Raw genomic sequence first — 19,830 nt, forward strand, 5'->3', positions numbered from 1 at the left:
TATCAATTCCAATTCCTTTGAAATTAGCGATCGCTTGTGGGTGAAAAATCATCTTGACCCTGATGAGGAAAAACTACGGGTTTCAAGTTAGACGAGGTTTAAATGCGATGATGCTAAAGATATTTCAAATTTTTTCACCACATTTAAACTAATTGCTAAAAATATTGTATCTAGACCTTTTATAAATAATTTATCCATCACTCTGCCGAGTTTATCGTCGTTCAGATATTCTGGTTTGACTCCGGCTCCAATTAAATGCTCGCAAGCTATCGATTCAAAAAACTTGGGAAACATATACAATGGTTTTGAAACCATCCCCAATCCATTTAAAATCATTGCTTTTACTACATGTCCAGCACTAACTTTTTCTCCGGCTTCTGACCCGATTAAATTATTAATTATTGACACCAAACCAATTGAGTCTACTATTCCTGCCACTATACCCAAATGGTCAATATTCTTGATTTCAATATCTTTGATATTCAACATGATTGGAAAGTAACTAAAACCATATCAGTTAAAATTTTCACATTTTTGGACAGCCTTTGTGCGATAAATTTCAGTTGCTTATACAAATACCTCTATCCACCCGAAAATTGAATCATTATTGAATTAAAAAACATGAGGAAAGGAGAGGCTGCCAATGGCAGCCTCTCCTTTCCTACCCCCCCCCATATGAGAATGATTATTATTCTTTTGTGACACAGATATCTGAACTTAATAGAAGTTATTCTTATTTAGCTGGAATAAGCTCTACTAGAAGCTAGTTCTTATGTACTATATATATCCGATTTTTTGGGTGTGACAGTTCTGGGTGCGGAAGATAGGCTATAGCGTTCGCGTAGCGTCTCGCAGAGAAGTAATCTCCCCTGAAGCTGGGATTGCTTCCCTAAACTTCGTTTCGGTCGCAATGACATTATCGGCGTTGCGTCAGTCTTATATAGTACAAAAGTTCGCTTTAAATGGTTAAAATATCAGAAAAACGCTGAAAATTCTTTGATTTAAATGAAGTTTTATATATTTATTGAAAATTTATACTATCAATAGTATTAGGATATCAAAGGTAATAATTGATAAGTATTATATATAACATAGATTCAGTACTTTTTACTCTTGCAGAACACCCATAATTTAGTGAGGAATACTTCCACTAAACAGCGAACTGAATCACTATGTTCAATATGTCAAATTCTTCTATAGAGCCAACTCCAGTCATCACAAACATCCATCATTAAGCAGAATTGTGACGTATATAACTAATGCCAAAACTAAGCGAACAATTGTCAGTACTGAAATAGAAGTGACGGGGCAAAATCTGCGAGCAATTGCTATGGGATAAGGTTTCGCTTGTAAGAAAGAAGCTATTAGCAGATCGATTGTTACCTGAACGTTAATGTGGAACTGTCTCCAACGAAGATAGCAAGTTAAGTAACAAGGTGCAAAACAATGAAGTATTTAACGAAAAGTAAAGTTACCTAAAACCTTCTTCCCTCTGTCTGGTCTCAAAGATGAATATTCAGTCCCACCTAAATTAGAGTCACAGAAAATAAAAATTATTACTTTAGCGATCGCTAAGGCAATAGTGCAAGTGCGAGGCAGCAAAATACAAACTTTCACTGATACGGAGGGTAACTATTTTTTGTCTGACTTCCAGGCAAGAAAAGGAACAATCCTAATTTTTGTCAATTAGGATTCCTATAGCAACCCAAAAGTGACTCTAACCGCTAGGAAGAAAACAACTGCCAATTTCAGATGAGAGCCAAATATGCGAAGTCATTCCTATCAAACTAAAAACCAAATCTACTAATGCTTTGAAAGGAAATAACCATGCCCTATAGTTCACCTGGTATTTATGTCGAAGAAATCCCGTCGTTGATTCAACCGATCGCAGGAGTGGGAACGACTACTGCTGCCTTCATCGGAGTTTTCCCCGATACCTTTAAGATTCCTACGATACCTCTAATTAATATAGAAAATGAGGAAATCACTGGGGGAAAAGACACTAAAACTTACAAGCTGAAATATTTCCCAGTCGCTCAGAGTTCATTTGAGATTAAGGTCAACGATCAGATTGACCAAGGGGCGAAGTTATCCAATAACGGTAGTGACTCTTCTGTAACACTCAGCGCAGTTCCACAGGAGGGGGCAAAGATTAGCATCACATACTTTTTATATGCCACCAAGGTGTCAAATGAGTTAATTGGCCAAGGTGATGGGGTGATTACGGAATTCCAACTAAAAGGATATCCAGTCAGAGATCAAGATCATTTCTCTTTTAAGGTCGATGGTGTTCCAATTAAAAATGAAGATGTAACACTGAAAAACGATGATCAAAAGAAATTGGCGCTCGTTAAATTTAAAACAGCCCCACCGAAGGGACAGACAGTAACAGGGGACTATGCGATTCAATTTCCTGATTTTATATCTGTAACAGAGAAAGAGGTGAAATTATGTACTAGCTTTACCGAATTCAAGAAATTCTTCGGAGACTTTTCTATAGATCCGGGGCAACAACAACTTGCTCATGCCGTTTATGGCTTCTTTAATAACGGCGGGACTCGCTGCTATGTGACGCGAGTAAAGGATAAGAAAGATATTAAGGATGTGTTAACTGAGCTTGAGGTAATTGATGAGATATCCCTCGTCGTAGCCCCTGGAATTACTGACCCGTCTGCTCGCAATAACATCATCGATCACTGCAAGGAGAAAACAGGAGATCGCTTCGCTATCTTTGACAGTGAGGAAAATGCTGATGCAAATAATGCGGCTAGTTTTAATCTTGTTGAGTCTGATTACGCCGCTTTGTATTTCCCCTGGATTCAAGTCTTTGACCCCGCAACTAAAGCAAAAAACCCTAACGGAAACGGTTTAATTTTTGTCCCACCAAGCGGTCACATTGCCGGAATTTATGCTCGCGTCGATGCTCAGCGAGGTATTCACAAAGCACCTGCAAATGAAGTTGTGTCTGGAGCAGTGGGAGTGGAAAAAGCGATTAGTAAAAATCAGCAGGATGGACTAAATTCCAAAGGAATTAACTGTATTAGGGTGTTCAACAGCACCATAAAAGTCTGGGGAGCGCGTACCCTCAGTAAAAGCAATGAATTGCGGTACATTAATGTACGCCGTACATTACTATTTCTGCGCGAATCTATCGACGAAGGTACACAATGGGCTGTTTTTGAACCAAATAATCCTGCACTCTGGCAAAAAATTAAGCGCAATGTTTCTGACTTCCTGCTTGTTCAATGGCGTGCAGGGGCATTGTTTGGGAATACAGAGCGGGAGGCATTTTACGTAAAGTGTGATGCTGAAACTAACCCTCCAACAGAAGTCGCTTTAGGCAAGGTAATTGCAGAAGTCGGCGTTTCCATCGTCCGTCCGGCAGAATTTGTTATCTTCCGCATCAGTCAAACTACTTTACCAAGCTAATTGTTGGAGTTGATTTATGAAAGCTCCTGGTGTCTATCTAGAGGAGATATTTCTCAAGCCAGAAATCATTTTGCCAACTGGTGTTCCGGGATTTGTTGGGTTTGCAACTGCAAATAAACCTGAAAATCAAAAAGATGGTGTCGTACAGTTGTACCGAAAACAAGAGTTAGATGATAAATTAAACTTTCCAGAGGATGGTTACCTCAAAGCATCAGTCATCGGTTTCTTTGATAATGGTGGAACTCGCTGCTATATTGCTTTTGCTGACCCAAATATTGCTAAACAGGAAGCTTTGAAGAATGCAATCAAAGCCTTGGCACCGATAACTGACATCGACCTAATGGCATTTCCCGATGCTATGAAGCCCTTGACGAAGGATGCAGTTCTTGACGAGAAAGCAGTTCTTGACATGCAACGGAGTCTGATTCAAGACTGTACCGACCAAGGCGATCGCTTTGCAATTTTAGACTCTCTTCCTGGCAAAACATCTGAGTCAGTATTAACCCAATGCAACGCTATTAAAGAAAACCAAAGCCAACAAAAACCAGTGAACGGGTCGCTTTATTATCCTTGGCTGCAAAACGCCCAAGGTCGATGGGTACCACCCTGCGGTCACATTGCTGGGATTTTTGCACGTAGCGATCGCGCTCGTGGTGTGTTCAAAGCTCCAGCCAATGAAGAAATTCGTGATGCTGTCAATCTCCAAGTCCTGATTGACAATTCAGATCAAGGGGGCTTGAATGCACAAGGCATCAATTGCTTGCTGGCTTTTCCAGGTCGAGGTATTCGAGTTTGGGGCGCACGCACTCTCAGCAGCGACAGCAACTGGCGCTATATCAATGTCCGTCGCCTTTTTATCACCATCAAACGCTGGATTGACTTGAATATGCTTTGGGCTGCCTTTGAGCCTAATACTCCCCAATTATGGGTACGTATTCAGCGAGAATTGAGTGGCTATTTAACTCAACTTTGGCGAGCCGGTGCCCTCAAGGGAGAAACTCCCGAACAGGCTTTTTACGTAAAATGCGATGCCGAAATCAACCCACCAGCAAGTCGTGAGATAGGAAATGTGTTCACTGAAATTGGTTTTGCACCCAGTTCACCCGCCGAATTTATCTTTGTGCGTATTACTCACCGCGCAAATACTACTGAGATAAGTTGATTCACGTTTAATTACTGTAAAAAATTTCCCTGCCAAACTGAATTAGTTAACAAGGAGAATCATCATGCCCGATCCATACCGTGGTTACAATTTTCTAGTTGAAATTGATGGTATTACTGAAGCTGGTTTTCAAGAGTGTAGTGGATTGGATAGCAGCACTGATGCAGTAGACTATCGGGTAGGAAGCGACCCCAATCATGTACGCAAGCTGACAGGATTAAACAAATTTTCCCCCATCACCCTGAAGCGTGGCATCACAGATTCTGATGCTCTCTGGAATTGGCGGCAGAAGGTGGTTGATGGGAGGTCTGACACTGAAACACGGAAAAATATCTCGATTGTTTTACTGAACGAAGCTCGCCAAGAGAAATGGCGCTGGAATCTTCGGCGAGCTTGGCCCTCGAAGTATACCGCACCTACATTCAATGCCACCAGTAATGATGTAGCGGTGGAAACTCTAGAAATTACTCATGAGGAAATAGTTAAAGCTTAGGAAATCCTGGTTAAAACCACTACTTCTTCACAAAAAGCCAGAGCCAACAATGTGGTAACAATTGCTATCTTGTACAAGCCTTATGCTCCAGACTGAATTTCTGTTCACCTTGCCACTAGGTTATGTAGATACCGAAGGCAATATGCATAAAGAGGGCGTGATGCGTCTGGCAACAGCCTTGGATGAAATTGCACCCCTTAAAGATACCCGTGTCCGCAGTAACCAAGGATACCTGCTAATCATTCTGCTATCGCGGGTGATTACCAAGCTAGGAACGCTGGAATATATCAATCCCAAGGTGATAGAAGGCTTGTACGCTGCGGATTTGGCGTATTTACAAGACCTTTATTGCCGCATCAATCAAAATGGACACAATCTGGTGCGAACCCAATGTCCCCACTGTGAGCAAGAGTTTGAATTGGAACTCAATAGCATGGGGGAGTAACTTGCTACCCCCTTGAAAGGCTGTACGAGGAGGTAGCATATATTGCTTACCACTTTCATTGGTCTCCCGAACAGGTGTTGGCTTTGGAACATCCAGATCGCCTGCAATGGGTAGCCCAAATCGCCAAGATTAATAAACGTTTTAACGAACAAGGTTAATTAACATCTAGGAGATTTATGTAACTATGGCTTCATCTGACCCCTATCAAGTATTTAACTTTCTCATTGAAATTGAGGGGCTTGTGATTGGCGGTTTTTCTGAGTGCAGTGGCTTGCAAGTGGAAACCGAACTTTTTGAATATCGTGAAGGGGGGCTGAATGAATATATGCATAACTTTGTTGGATCAACAAAATATACACCCCTAGTCCTGAAACACGGTCTCACATCAAATGATGGACTGTGGAAATGGCATCAGGAAATAGTCAGTCAGGGTTTAAACCAGGGAATTAAGCGTCGTAATGGCACGATTTATCTGTTAGATCAACAGAGAAACATGGCAAAGGTGTGGAATTTCAAACAAGCCTTTCCCTATAAATGGACTGGACCAGAACTGCGGGCAGATTCTAGCGAAGTCGCTTTTGCAAGTGTGGAATTAGTTCATCGGGGTCTGAACCAAGTCCCCGCATAAAATCCCTTACTTTGAGTTTTCTATGTCAGACGAACCCAAGCATACTACTCAAACAAATGAAATCTTACAGTCTAGTGCCTTGATCCAACGCCTTGACAGACGGCGTACTCAACCAAGCGGCTTAATTAATACAAGTCAATCTCAAAGAAGTTCGCCACGGCTGCCGGCAACAATGGTACAGCGTTTTGCTCTGCTAGAACAAATACAAACTCGTTACGGTGTGTCTAATAACAGTTCCGGGACTGGTACAGAATTGATGTTTATCTCTCCATTGCCAAAAACAACGGGAGAACAGGTCAATACCTTTACTAGTGAGGCGGCGAGTTTGTCTCCCAAAGGCTCGGCGAATACACAACCAGGAACATCAACACTTAGCTCTACTAGCAACCAAGCGCCTACAGCAAAATTTCGCATTAGTCGTAAGGCTGTACCTTTGGAATATGAGTCTTTTCCATCCAAGGGAGCTTCTGAGCCGTTATCCTCATCAACACAACCTAGCAATGAAGAAACGTTTCCGTCTGATTCTTCGATGATTCCACTTAAACGAATTAGTAATAACGATACCAAAACTTCAGCAATAAATTCTGAAATTCCTAGCAATTCTCAAGATTTACTAACAGCCCGTGAAATACCTCTCCAGGTAGATGCTTCAACTAGTCCCAAAGCTCTGGGTAACTCGTCTTTGGTAATGCGAAAGGCAACAAATGAAAACTTAGAGGAAGAAATCCAACGACAGCCCATACTCAGGGCTAAACCCTTAGCAAACAACATCCAAAGCCCAACTCAGATATTCAGTTCAGCACCAGCTGAAGCCAATAGCCCTTTGGTGTTACGAAAGGCAACAAATGAAAACTTAGAGGAAGAAATCCAACGACAGCCCATACTCAGGGCTAAACCCTTAGCAAACAACATCCAAAGCCCAACTCAGATATTCAGTTCAGCACCAGATGAAGCCAATAGCCCTTTGGTGTTACGAAAGGCAACAAATGAAAACTTAGAGGAAGAAATCCAACGACAGCCCATACTCAGGGCTAAACCCTTAGCAAACAACATCCAAAGCCCAACTCAGATATTCAGTTCAGCACCAGATGAAGCCAATAGCCCTTTGGTGTTGCGAAAGGCAACAAATGAAAACTTAGAGGAGGAAATCCAACGACAGCCAGAACAGGTTGCAGTCTCAAGGGAAATTCCAGGCAATATGGCATCTTTACCACAGTCAACAATGGTTTGGCGTAAAAGCTCCCAGTTTGCAACACCAGGAAATAATTTTTCAGATGCAAGCAACGGTGGAACAAACAACTCCTTCCCATTAGCAATTACTCCAGTGCATCACAACGCGATCGCCCGCCAAACAGCCCCAATGTCTAGGACTATACCTATGTCTAACCCTACCATGTCAATGCCCAGACAAGCAGCAATGCCAGTCCCTGAAATTAATGTGGCAGAAATAGCTGAACAAGTTAGCCGTCTTCTTTGCCGTCAATTAACAGTGGAACGGGAGCGGAGGGGAATGAGAAAATGACGTTAGAAAAATTAAAAATTGTCCCACAACCACCTTCACGCTTAGGGGAAATAGAAGTCCTTTTCAACCCCACTGCTTACTCTATAAGTAAGTCAGTTACCTGGAATCCACCAGAAAATTCCAATGGCGGAGAGCAGAGTAAAACTCAAAGGGCATTAAATGCGCCTATTTTGACTTTTGGTGGTGGCGACAGCCGTCAACTCACCTTAGAACTAATGTTCGATGTCACAGAAGCGATTAATGGGAGAATAATCGATGATGTCCGCCAAGAGACGAACAAAATTTTGGCACTTACCCGAATCGAGCGACTTGAACCGCCTCGACCACCAACTTGTCTAATTTTCTGGGGGAATTCACCTCCCAATTCTGATTTTCCCTTCAAGGGTGTGGTGAGCAGTCTGACACAAAACTTCACCTTGTTCAAAAGCAACGGTCAACCTGTGCGGGCTAATTTAGCAGTTACCTTCACAGAATTTCTTGACCCGCAGGACGATAAACGCCAAACTGACCCAGAACTAACAACCCGTATTCTTAAACCTGGTGATACTCTCAGCAGTATTGCGGCTGAAGTTTATCGCGATCCCAGACGTTGGCGCATTATCGCCGAAGCAAATCGCTTGGATGACCCGCGTAACCTCCAAAGCAAAATAGGGCAAAGATTAACAATTCCAAAATTGTAGTGGGGGAAATTATTTATGCCGATTTCTGACCCCAAAAATCCGTTAGTACCAAACTTTAATATCCTCATTAATGGTTCGTTAATATCTGTTGAACCAGAAACCCATGTTATTAGCATTATTGTGGATGATGACACAGAATTGCCAAGTATGTTTTCATTTGAACTGGTGAACTCGGAATGGCACACTAAGGATTTACAGTGGATTGACGAGCAACAGGAACTGTTTACGATTGGCAATACAGTCGAAATTAAATTAGGTTACGGCGACAATTTAGAAACTATTATGACTGGTGAAATTACTGGATTAGAACCAGAATTTAATTTTAATCGCCTACCCAGGTTAACAGTACGGGGTTATGACCGTCGCCATCGCTTACAACGAGGGCGTAATACACGCACCTTTGTGCAACAAAAAGATAGTGATATTGCAGATATAATTGCTCGTGATGCGGGACTAACTCCCAAAACAGAAGATAGCAGAGTTATCCACCCTTACATCCTCCAAGCTAATCAAACCGATCTGGACTTTTTGCAGGAGCGAGCCAGATGTATCCAATATGAAGTAATAGTAAAAGATAAAACTCTATTTTTCCAACCTGTAGCTAATACCGAAAGTCCAATTTTCATCCTCTCTCTTGAAGATGACTTGTTGGAATTTTCTCCCCGTCTTTCCTCAATGGGTCAGGTAAGTGCAGTTACAGTTACAAGTTGGAATCCTACAAATCAAGAGAATCAGAAGTTTGAATGGCAGACAAAAACTGGAGATGAAATAACCAAAATGGGTGGTAACAATAGTGCCGCTAGCTTAAGTGAAAATGCCTTTGGTACAGCAGTGGAAACTATTAGCAATCAGCCAGTGATGACTTTGGCTGAAGCCGAACAATTAGCAAAAGCACGCTTTAATCATATAGCCTTGTCGTTAATTATTGGCGAAGGAGTTTGTCGAGGGCGTACCGATTTACGTTCTGGCAAGGTAATTGAAATTAATGGTGTAGGTAAGCAATTTAGCGGTCAATATTACGTCACAGCCACTAGCCATCGCTATAAAAGCAGTGGTAATTATACTACACATTTATCTGTGCAAAGGAATGCTTTATGAAGGGATTTGACGTATTTTTTGATATGGAAACTAGACTTGCGATCGCCAATCGCATTCAAGGCGTGGTAATTGGTATTGTTACAAATAATCAAGACCCAGAGGAATTAAATCGGGTAAAGGTAAAATTTCCCTGGTTGAGTGAGAATGATGAAAGCTACTGGGCGCGGATTTGTATATCAGTGACAGAGGCAAAGCAGAATAATTACGATCTGCCAGAAGTGGGTTCTGAAGTCTTGGTTGCTTTTGAACATGGGGATGTCCGTTTTCCCTACATCCTTGGTGTTGTTTTACCACCCGCACGAAAGGAGTAGAAAATGGATAAACCTTTTTTGGGTCGTGGTGTTGCATTTCCAATACAACTTGATAATGGTGATATTAAGGATGCGAAAGATGAAGAAAGCATCCGTCAATCAATTAGGATTATCCTTGGCACTGCGAAGGGCGAACGAGTCATGCGTCCTGATTTTGGTTGTGGAATTTACGATTTGGTATTTGAAATGACTACCGCTTCCACAGCCGGGAAAATTTCTCAAGCTGTACGCGAAGCTTTGCTAAGATTTGAACCCCGCATTGATGTTATTGATATTCAAGTGACACCGAAATCAGATGATGAGGGAGAGAAAATATTTATCAGTATCGATTATCAAGTAAGGGCAACAAATAACGCTTTTAACCTGGTTTATCCATTCTATTTAGAAAGGAGTCCCGGTTAATGGTTGACAAGATTCCCAAAATTGACAAGCGAACATCTGCTGATATTGAAAAACAGGTTAAAGACTTATTATATAAATCAATGGGCTGGCAAGAACCAAGCTCAGATGCTGCTAAGTCTCAGAAAAAAGGAATAAATATAGCGCTCATAAAAATCTTTGCCCGGTATTGTGAGATTATTATTGAACGACTCAACAAGGTACCGGAAAAAAATTTCCTGGCGTTTTTGGATTTATTGGGTGCTTCGCGCTTACCTCCACAATCTGCGCGAGTACCGTTGACATTTTCTTTAAGCGATAAATCTACTGTAGATGCTGTAGTCCCTAAAGGAACACAAGTCGCTGCACAATTAGCCGCAGGCGAAAAGCAACCAGTGATTTTTGAAACTGAAAACGAGCTAGTGGTGACAGCAGCAAAGCTAGAGTCAGTTTTTGTACGTGATGATAAGAAAAAATATGCAGATTACGGCAGCATTATCACTGCACCTGCATCAACTGATGATTTATTTGTTTTTAGTGGTAGTCAACCCATTGAAAAACTATTAAATTCACCTGATTTGCAAATAGAAACTGCATTTTCAAATAATTTGCGCGTTGACTTAATTAATGATTTTTTTCCTTTTGGGGAAAATCCCAAATTTGGCAACATTTTATATTTAGCACATAGTCAAATCTTTGCTCAAAAAGACATTAAAATAATTATCGATATTAAATTAGTCCCGCTAGAAGATGATAGCACAACACCGGAAGCAGAACCATCTCATAACTTGAAATTGAAGTGGGAATATTGGAATGGAAATAACTGGGAAGAATTAAAAAATGGTTTTAAAGATACCACAAATGGTTTGACAACCGAGGGACAAATAGAGTTCAAATTTGACGAGCAACCAGTAAAAACAAAAGTTAATAATCTAGAAAATTTTTGGATTCGCGTCAGAATAATTTCACGTAATTATGGCGATTATGCTGCACCATTAATTAGTTATATCACTGTCAGCTACACGTTAACTCCTAAAGAAGAAAAAAACGACCCTCCATCTCTCTATTTTGGCTTTTCTTTACCATCAGAGGTCAAAGAATTTCCGAATCGACCTATAAGTATGTTTATTGATTTAGTTGAACCTAAATATGATTATGATGAAAAATCCAAGGAGGGTAGTGTTACAGAGATTGCAAAAAATGAGCCGATTCAACTTTTTTGGCAATATTGGAACGGAAAAGATTGGGTAAAATTCACGGTTTCAGATGGTACAAAAAACTTTACTTGTTCCGGTGTAATTACATTTCTGCCACCAAAAGATTTTACTGCCAGACAAGACTTTGGATTACTTTTTCGATACTGGTTGCGGGTGCAAAAGAACCCTGGGAATTATCAAATTGAACCAAAATTAAGGCGGGTGTTACTGAATACAGTAATGGCTGTACACAGTGTAACAATTCGCAACGAAATACTTGGTTCTAGTGATAGTAGCGAAAATCAAAAATTTCGCACAGTGCGATCGCCAATTTTGCGGAGTCAACTGTCAGTATTGGGGAGTCAGCAATTGGAAGTGCGAGAGCCGGAATTAGCTTCAGCAGAAGAACTGGCTACTCTTAAAAAAGAAGAGGGTGACAATCCCGTAACAACTGTCTTCGACTCCACAGGAAGACCCAAGGAAATTTGGGTACGATGGCATGAAGTTCCAGATTTTTATGGTTCAACCGCGCGCGATCGCCATTATGTCATCAATCATCTCACAGGTGAAATTCAATTTGGCAATGGGTTAAATGGACTCATTCCACCTCTTGCTAAAAGTAATATTCGCATGGCTTATTACCAAACTGGTGGTGGTATTGTTGGTAACAAGCCTGCGGGTACAATTGTCCAACTTAAAACCACAGTGCCTTATGTCAATAAAGTAACTAACTATGAAGCAGCAGTTGGTGGTGCAGAAGCAGAAACCCGTGAATCCCTCATTGAAAGAGTTCCGCGTCGCATTCGTCATCGTGGTCGTGCAGTGACATCGGAAGATTTTGAAGACCTAGCTAAGGAATCATCTCTCGAAGTCGCAAGGGCAAAATGTGTACCATTGCGGAATTTAGTAGCCAACCCTTTCAATGAAAACAAAGTACCAGGGGCGGTTAGTGTGATTATTGTACCCCATTCCACTGATAACAAACCCTTGCCCAGTTTGGAACTCATGAATAAAGTTCAAGAATACCTCGAAGCCTGTGCAGACCCAACAATAAATATATACGTAGTAGGTCCTTTATATGTGAGCATCAATGTCAAAACAGAAATTTTTCTGAATTCTCTAGAGTCAGCAAGCACTATTGAACGAGAAGTAGAGCAAAAATTAGCTAGTTTCTTACATCCTCTGACTGGTGGTGTTGATAGAAATGGCTGGGATTTTGGTCGCTTACCTCACCAATCAGATTTATATGCCTTACTGATAGCAATTCCTGGTATTGATTATATTAGCAGTGTAGATATATATTCAGATGAAGAATATGAAAATGAACTACCAAAAGAAATTCCCAAAGATATCCCCAATAACAGTCCAGAAAAAAGTAACACCTTGCTTAAAAAACTCAAAACAGAAAGATTTATTGTCTACTCAGGCAAACACAATATCAGTTTGAAAGTTGCAAATAAATAGTGATTCCAAACAACTTCGATTCGACGAACAACTAACAACAATTTAATTTTAGTTATGCCCATCGAAATTCCGAACCTAGATGACCGCACCTACGACGATTTAGTGCAAGAAGCCCTGAGTATGATTCCCATCTATGCACCAGAGTGGACAAATCATAATCCCTCTGACCCAGGAATTATGCTGATTGAAGTGTTTGCTTATATCACGGAAATGTTGCTTTATCGGCTAAATCGCGTTACCAATGCAAATAGACAAGCATTTTTAAATTTAATTGATAGCGATGATACCGGAAACAAGAAATTTCCCACGCCATTAAATGAAGTAGAATTAAATACAAGAATCCTTGCAGCAGTTAAACAATTACGAGAAAGCGATCGCGCTGTCACTAGTCAAGATTACGAAAATTTAGTTTTAGAAAAGTTTAGTGCGGAAATTTCTCGCGTTTATTGCATTTCCCGACGGAACAAAGAATTACAAACATACAATAATATTGTTCAAAGACCAGGATATATTAATTTGGTAATTGTCCCGAAATCTTATGATAGCCAACTTTTAGACATGACTTTAACGGAAGAATTGGAGAATAATGTTAAAGCTTTTCTAGAAAATAGACGATTACTTACTACAAAAATTAAAATATATAAAACAAATTTAGTTAGCATTGAAGTCAATCTTACAATAAACCTTAAACCTGATTTTACAGAACAAAATGTTCGCCCCTTTGCAGAAAAAGCACTCAAGGAGTTTTTATATCCTTTAACAATTGATGAAGATGGGTTCAAAGCAAAAGGGTGGGGATTTGGACGGAATGTTTATCTTTCCGATATTTATCAGCTACTCGACAAAATACCAGGAGTAGATTTCATTGAACCGACTACAAATAAAGATGAGTTAACTGTTGATTCTATGCTTGGAGAACGTCGTTTGTTGAAAGAAAATAGTTCCCACTTGATAGGGATTAATATATATCAAGATGAACTAGCTATTTGGAGTAATTCTAAAAGTGAGCTTGAGTTTAAACCTAAAAAGGTTTGAATGTAATTTTATCTAATTACTAGCAGACGAAAAAAGCAAAATTATTGATGTATTTTTATTTTTTGTAATGACTAATACAAATACCAAAAGTAGCTATTTAAAATTCCTGCCAGCTATCTTTAGTGAAGATGATGTATTGGGAGAGTATTTACTAGCTTTTGAACAAATACTAACTGGTTTGGACAAAACTGAATTGAAGCCAAAACAAGGCTTAGAGCAAATTATCCACAATATTTATCAGCTTTTTGACCCCAATGATGTAGAATCTTTTTTTGTTCCCAATAGTCAACTAGATCATCAACAAACAACCAAGGATTTTTTGCAATGGTTAGCAAGTTGGACTGCTTTAAGTTTAAGAGCCGATTGGTCGCCAAAACAGCAAAAGGAGTTTCTTTCCCAAATAGTATACTTTTATCGTAGTCGCGGTACTAAGAGTAATCTGGAAAAATTTCTGGCAATCTACACGGGCTTAAAACCAGTTATCAAAGAACCAGATGATAATCCTTTTCAAGTAGGAGTCTCTTCATATGTGGGTAAAGCTCAAGTCGGTGAGGGAAATCCTTGTTATTTCGAGGTTGAGATCAGAATCAACCGTCCTAACAATCCTGAAGATCTGCAAAGACAAAATTTGATTATTAACTCCTTGATTGATTTGCAAAAGCCAGCACATACTTATTACGAAGTCAAATTTTTAGCTAAGACTATGCAAATCAATAAGCAATTACAAATTGGAGTAAATACTTTTTTAGGAACAGATCAAAGTTAATCATCATTAGTCATATTTACACATTAGGTTACAGTTAATTGATATAGATATATTAGGAGAGATACATATTATGTCTACCCAGGATGAGCAAATTCAACGGTTGCGTTACTTCGACAATCAATTTTTGAAAGCTGAAGATTTTACAACTGAGCAGGAATATCATTTAGAAATGCGCCGTCGCCATAATCGCGGGCTTCATACAAAAGGTGTTGCTGAAGGATTACGAATAATAAAAACAAATGAGAAACAAATTACTGTTACATCTGGTTTTGCTATTGATGAAAATGGGAATGAAATAATTTTATTGAAAGATTTACCAATTTCTTTAGCAGACACAGAAAAATATCGCAAAGACTCTACTATTTATGTTTTTGCAGAATATAAAGAAAAAAAAGAGAAACCGCAACCAGAAACCAGTACAGATGAAAAGCAAAGCACTCGTTTTTTTGAAAATGCAGCGATTAATGTTGAAACGACAGAACCAGATATTGGAAAGAAACAAATTGTCAGGATAGGGCGACTTAAATTCGATACAAATGGCAATGTACCAGATCAAAAGGTTGATGTGCCAGATAAAGACCAGTTTTTAAATAAAGATTTTCGTGAAGAAGCGGCTGCCAAATTACCTACTTTTTCCATTTCTATACAACAACTAAAAACCGAATCGAAAGCTAAAGCAACCGTGGATGTAGAATATGGTAGCGACAAGTTACGCGTCCCTGTTTTTGAAAGTCCCGTTTCTTCACCTTCGTTGGCAACACCAAATATAGGAGCTTTTATTTTAGTTTATGCCTTTTCTCCTACTGAGAATGCAAATTTTTCATGGAGACAAGAATATACAACTGAGCGAAGAAGAATATCAAATGGAGAAGAAAAGTTGATGCAAACTCAATATGTAGTCTTTAGTAACAACACACGTCCAGATTCCAACAAACCAGGTCTCAAAATTACTATAACCTACGAAATTTACGCTGTTCTTCCTAATTAGTCATTGATATTTTCTGACTCAAACCAATTACTTTTAACTCTAAACACCCTTAATAGGAGAAAATCATGACCACTTTTAAGTCTATTCAGATAGAATTCGGAGTCAATAATCAGGATTGGCCTGAACTTAAGGCTAATATCCCTAATGAGTTGTCTCTGACAAATGCTAATTTTAACCTTGAACCTAACCGCAATATTATCTTTGGTGGCAACGGTCAAATCAGCGCAGTTGGCGATCTCAGTTTCCTCACAGCAGGAAATCCAACTGTACCTGCACTAAAAATCTTTGCTAATGGCAACGTTGGCATTGGAACTGGAACACGCCAACCTACCGACAAATTGGAAATTGCAGGTAGCCTAAAGTTAGAAACAGGACTATCCGTAAATCAGTTTTCTGGCGATATCACCAACAGCGACCAAGTTGTTCCTACAGCAAAAGCTGTCAAAACTTATGTTGACAGCAAAGCTAGTCCAGAGTTACCCGATGGGAGTGTGACTGATCGCAAGATTGCCAACAACGCAGTCACAACTGACAAAATTGCTAATAATTCTATTGCTGCCTCCAAAATTCAGAATGGAGCGATCGCACGAGAGAAATTAGATCCTTCAATCTCATTCGATCCAGCAGATGGTGCAGTTACCACATCTAAAATCGCAGATAATTCCATTACTACTGCCAAGATTCAAAATGGAGCGATCACTCAAGAAAAATTAGCTGCTTCAATCTCTCTTCCAATTACAGATGGTAGTGTCGGCACAGCGAAGTTGGCCAATAGTGCGATCACAACTGACAAAATTGCAGACAAATCGATCACAGCAGCTAAACTAAATTTCTCGATCTCCCCAGGAAGCAGTCAATGGAAAGGTAAGGATGGGGAACCTATTTTTTACTCCGGCAACGTCGGTATTGGTACAACAAGCACTCCGCAAGCAAAGCTACAAGTTGCCAATGGAGCTATTATGCCGAGTGCTGGCAACTCAGAAACTGCGGGGATTATTTTTCCAAAAGATGCGTTTGGAGGCAGTGGTGATGCCGCTTGGATACGGTATTACGCACGATCAGGTGAAGCCACAACTCTGGAAATTGGTACATCCAACGATGCAGATGATCATATTGCCTTAATGCCCTCCGGCAACGTCGGTATTGGGACAACTAATCCAAGTACTACTTTGCATGTAAAAGACACTAATACTGTGGTTGGCGAGAACGCTCCCGAGGTAGAAACTCATGTTGCCCTCATTGAAAATACGAGTGGAAGAGGAGCAGATGTTCTAGCTCTCAAAGTAGGGTATGACAATCCAGACCTATATAATAACTTCATCACATTCTATGCTAATGACAAAGCTATAGGTTCTATTGAAGGTAATCCCAGAGTGAGAGTAGATAAGAATGATGGTAGTCATTATCACACACAAGGGATTTCGTTTCAAAGCGTATTTGCTGATTATGCAGAATGTCTCCCTCGCCTTAAAGAAAATGAGGCAATAGGAGCAGGCGATATTGTTGGTGTGTTAGACGGTAGAGTTACTAAGGTAACTGAAAATGCTCATCATGTTATGGTCATCACCGATCGCCCTATTGTTCTAGGAAATGCACCTGAGAAGAGTGAGAAGCATCTGTATGAGAAGGTTAGTTTTTTAGGACAAGTTCCGATTAAGGTTCGAGGCAAAGTGAGCGCAGGAGACTGCATTATCCCATCCGGTTTGAACGATGGTACAGGTGTAGCATTGTCACGTCATGAGATGTCTCTTGCTACCTATGCTCAAATTGTTGGTACAGCTTGGGAATCTTCAGAAGAGGAAGGTGTTAAGCGAGTAAATGCTGTCATTGGGCTGAATTCAAGTTATTCACCTGTTGAAGCCTTAATGCGGGCAATGCAAACTCAACAAGCTGAAATTGATTTTCTCAAAACTGAATTAAAGCAGTTGAGAGAACAGCAGAAGGAACAGCAATTTCTCAAGGCTTAATTAGCAGAACACCAAGATATAGTGGTTGTACCTTCAACACGTAAAAAATAGCTGACCTAGCCAGCAAAAACAATGCCTTCCAGAGCCAGCCCGATCGCCATCAATTCCCGATTCAAAGAACTACTGCCAATCTTGCAGTGGTTGGATAAACTACTGGAAAGCGCGATCGCAGCAGCCCAAATTGCCTACGGGTCAGAAGCAGCAGCCGATCCCTATCGCGGATTGCACGTAACCCTGGAAGAAATGGAACAGTTGCTCAACCGCGAACCTGGTGTCCCGACCTTGCAAATTGATGCAGAAACAGGCGACGAGTCCTTATCTAACCTAGTTAGTAAAAATTCGCCCCTTTTCTGGCTTCAGCAAACTTACGGCTTGTCTGCTTTCGATCTCGAAGTGGTGGCGATCGCTCTAGCCCCAGAACTAGATCGCCGCTATGAGCGAATCTACGCTTACCTCCAAGAAAATGTCACCTACACCCTACCCAGCGTAGATTTGGCATTGAATCTGCTTTGTTCTTCTGGAACCGCTAAACTCATCCAGCGCGATCGCTTCGCCCTCGATGCACCGCTAATTCAGTATGGTTTATTGCACTTGCTCCCCGATCCCAATCAAGTCAAATCTACGTTGCTGGGTCACTATCTGGTATTGGATGAGCAAGTAATCCGCCTGTTATTGGGACAAAAGGGGCTGGATTCGCGCCTTGCAGCTTTTTGCCAACTGCTTGAACCGACTCTCTGCCTCGAAGAAATACCTCTAAAGATAGATGTCAAACAAGCGCTTTCTGTAACTTCTATCCAAAGTTGGCAAAGACAAAAGCCATTGCGCTTTTATTTTGAAGGCGCAGATGGGGCTAGTAAACGTCGCACAGCTGAAGCTTTAGCAAAGGAAATAAAAGCGCCGTTACTGGTGGTAGATTTAGCCAGGATTGTGGATACCCGTGACATTGAGCCGACTTTGCAATTACTGATGCGGGAAGCCAGTTTTCAGAATGCTCTACTATATATAGATAACCTGGATGGCTGGAAAGAAAAAGAGCGTGGTATTTATTACCAATATGTACTAGAAGCGATCGCCGCACACCCAGGAATGACTATTTTGGCAGGTGTAGAACCTTGGATACCTGCGGTAACAAGCTTAAAAGGCATAGTAACTGTACCCTTTACCATTCCTGATTTTGCTTTGCGTCGCTTGTGTTGGCAAACTCAACTAACAGAAGCAGGTGTTTCTCTTGAGGAAAGCGTTCTGGATGCTTTAGTTGATCGCTTCCTCCTGACTCCAGACCAAATTGCTGATGTAGTTGCCACTGCCTGTAATCGTCTACAGTGGCAGACTGCGGTGGATTTTGGGGAGTTAGAAGCACTAGAATTGAACATCCAAAACCAGAAATTAGAATATCTGTATGCTGCCGCCCGCACTCAATCTGGGCATGAACTAACGGCAATGGCACAGAAAATCAAGCCAAAGTACAGTTTAGATGATATCGTGTTGCCTCCAGACCCACAAGCTCAGTTAAGGGAAATCTGCAATCATACGAAATATCGGCATCTTGTACATCGAGAGTGGGGATTTGACAGCAAGTTATCTTTGGGTAAAGGACTGAATGTACTATTCCACGGTTCTCCCGGTACAGGCAAAACAATGGCAGCAGAGGCGATCGCCCGCGAATTGCAACTCGACCTATATAAGATTGACCTTTCGCAAATTGTGAGCAAGTATATCGGTGAGACTGAGAAAAATCTCAACCGCATCTTTGCTGCTGCCGATAATGCCAACGCCATCCTGTTATTTGATGAAGCAGATGCTTTGTTTGGGAAGCGTTCTGAGGTGAAAGATGCCCACGATCGTTATGCCAACTTGGAAGTTGCCTATTTGCTGCAAAAGATGGAAGAGTATGAAGGGATGACTATTTTAACAACTAATTTACGTCAAAATCTCGACCAAGCTTTTACCCGACGGCTGCGATTTATTGTGGGATTTCCGTTTCCTAGTGAAGAACATCGTTGCCAAATATGGAAATGTATGTGGCCAAAGGAAACACCCCTGGGCACAGATTTAGATTTCCAGATCATCGCTCAGAAATTTGAGCTTGCGGGCGGCAATATTCGGAATATTACCTTAGCAGCAGCTTTTTTCGCTGCTGTAGACGGTGAATCCGTGAGCATGAAGCATTTATCACAAGCAATCAGGCGAGAGCTTCAAAAAATGGGACGATTAGTCAATGACGTTGATTTATTTTAGCGATTAGTTTAGAGAGATTTAGTTAGAGAG

16 protein-coding genes and 2 pseudogenes are annotated in these 19,830 nt (G+C 40.7%); 17 read left to right on the plus strand and 1 reads right to left on the minus strand.

The genetic code is table 11. The features are described from left to right. Window positions 1-96: 96 nt before the first annotated feature. Window positions 97-489: pseudogene (locus H6G41_RS29585) on the minus strand (DUF4277 domain-containing protein); the annotation flags it as partial. A gap of 1,338 nt (window positions 490-1,827) precedes the next feature. On the opposite strand from H6G41_RS29585, the gene H6G41_RS29590 reads away from it, so the two are divergent. The 17 genes and pseudogenes from H6G41_RS29590 to H6G41_RS29665 all read left to right on the plus strand — a co-directional run bounded on the left by H6G41_RS29590 (window position 1,828) and on the right by H6G41_RS29665 (window position 19,800). Beyond that, on the plus strand, window positions 1,828-3,429 hold the full coding sequence (locus tag H6G41_RS29590; RefSeq protein ID WP_242038106.1) for a phage tail sheath subtilisin-like domain-containing protein: 1,602 nt from the start codon (window positions 1,828-1,830) through the stop codon (window positions 3,427-3,429). 16 nt (window positions 3,430-3,445) lie between these two features. Beyond that, window positions 3,446-4,591, plus strand: a complete 1,146-nt coding sequence (locus tag H6G41_RS29595) for a phage tail sheath subtilisin-like domain-containing protein (protein ID WP_190751312.1) — start codon at window positions 3,446-3,448, stop codon at window positions 4,589-4,591. A gap of 64 nt (window positions 4,592-4,655) precedes the next feature. Beyond that, entirely contained in the window at window positions 4,656-5,084 is a 429-nt protein-coding gene (locus H6G41_RS29600) for a phage tail protein (protein ID WP_190751314.1), read from the plus strand. An 82-nt stretch (window positions 5,085-5,166) separates the two neighbouring features. After that, entirely contained in the window at window positions 5,167-5,529 is a 363-nt protein-coding gene (locus H6G41_RS29605; RefSeq protein ID WP_190751316.1) for a phage tail assembly protein, read from the plus strand. Window positions 5,530-5,546: 17 nt separating this feature from the next. Beyond that, window positions 5,547-5,687, plus strand: a pseudogene (locus H6G41_RS36055) (DUF6760 family protein); the annotation flags it as partial. Window positions 5,688-5,713: 26 nt separating this feature from the next. Beyond that, on the plus strand, window positions 5,714-6,157 hold the full coding sequence (locus tag H6G41_RS29610; RefSeq protein WP_190751318.1) for a phage tail protein: 444 nt from the start codon (window positions 5,714-5,716) through the stop codon (window positions 6,155-6,157). A 22-nt stretch (window positions 6,158-6,179) separates the two neighbouring features. Beyond that, window positions 6,180-7,679, plus strand: coding sequence for a hypothetical protein (locus H6G41_RS29615; protein ID WP_190751320.1), 1,500 nt, complete (start codon window positions 6,180-6,182; stop codon window positions 7,677-7,679). Next, window positions 7,676-8,359, plus strand: coding sequence for a LysM peptidoglycan-binding domain-containing protein (locus H6G41_RS29620; RefSeq protein ID WP_190751322.1), 684 nt, complete (start codon window positions 7,676-7,678; stop codon window positions 8,357-8,359). Before H6G41_RS29615 ends, H6G41_RS29620 begins: the two co-directional genes overlap by 4 nt. A gap of 15 nt (window positions 8,360-8,374) precedes the next feature. Beyond that, window positions 8,375-9,457 (plus strand): phage late control D family protein, encoded by a 1,083-nt coding sequence (locus H6G41_RS29625; RefSeq protein ID WP_190751324.1) that lies wholly within the window; start codon window positions 8,375-8,377, stop codon window positions 9,455-9,457. Next, window positions 9,454-9,768: a phage baseplate assembly protein V gene (locus tag H6G41_RS29630; protein WP_190751326.1), complete on the plus strand. Its 315-nt coding sequence runs from the start codon at window positions 9,454-9,456 to the stop codon at window positions 9,766-9,768. Before H6G41_RS29625 ends, H6G41_RS29630 begins: the two co-directional genes overlap by 4 nt. Before the next feature lie 3 nt (window positions 9,769-9,771). Further along, window positions 9,772-10,170, plus strand: a complete 399-nt coding sequence (locus H6G41_RS29635) for a GPW/gp25 family protein (RefSeq protein ID WP_190751328.1) — start codon at window positions 9,772-9,774, stop codon at window positions 10,168-10,170. Next, entirely contained in the window at window positions 10,170-12,806 is a 2,637-nt protein-coding gene (locus H6G41_RS29640) for a putative baseplate assembly protein (RefSeq protein ID WP_190751330.1), read from the plus strand. Before H6G41_RS29635 ends, H6G41_RS29640 begins: the two co-directional genes overlap by 1 nt. A gap of 54 nt (window positions 12,807-12,860) precedes the next feature. Beyond that, complete coding sequence (locus H6G41_RS29645) at window positions 12,861-13,841, plus strand: baseplate J/gp47 family protein (RefSeq protein WP_190751332.1); 981 nt, start codon at window positions 12,861-12,863, stop codon at window positions 13,839-13,841. A gap of 67 nt (window positions 13,842-13,908) precedes the next feature. Continuing rightward, a complete protein-coding gene (locus H6G41_RS29650) occupies window positions 13,909-14,607 on the plus strand; it encodes a phage tail protein (protein WP_190751334.1) in 699 nt (232 codons plus the stop codon). A gap of 70 nt (window positions 14,608-14,677) precedes the next feature. Further along, window positions 14,678-15,595: a hypothetical protein gene (locus H6G41_RS29655; protein WP_190751336.1), complete on the plus strand. Its 918-nt coding sequence runs from the start codon at window positions 14,678-14,680 to the stop codon at window positions 15,593-15,595. Between the two features lie 65 nt (window positions 15,596-15,660). Beyond that, window positions 15,661-17,562 carry a hypothetical protein gene (locus tag H6G41_RS34710; protein ID WP_199316386.1) on the plus strand — a complete coding sequence of 634 codons (1,902 nt, stop codon included), beginning with the start codon at window positions 15,661-15,663 and terminating at the stop codon, window positions 17,560-17,562. A 72-nt stretch (window positions 17,563-17,634) separates the two neighbouring features. Then, a complete protein-coding gene (locus tag H6G41_RS29665; protein WP_190751338.1) occupies window positions 17,635-19,800 on the plus strand; it encodes an ATP-binding protein in 2,166 nt (721 codons plus the stop codon). The last annotated feature ends 30 nt before the right edge of the window (window positions 19,801-19,830 follow it).

The sequence above is a fragment of the Tolypothrix sp. FACHB-123 genome (assembly GCF_014697075.1).
Taxonomy (GTDB): domain Bacteria; phylum Cyanobacteriota; class Cyanobacteriia; order Cyanobacteriales; family Nostocaceae; genus Aulosira.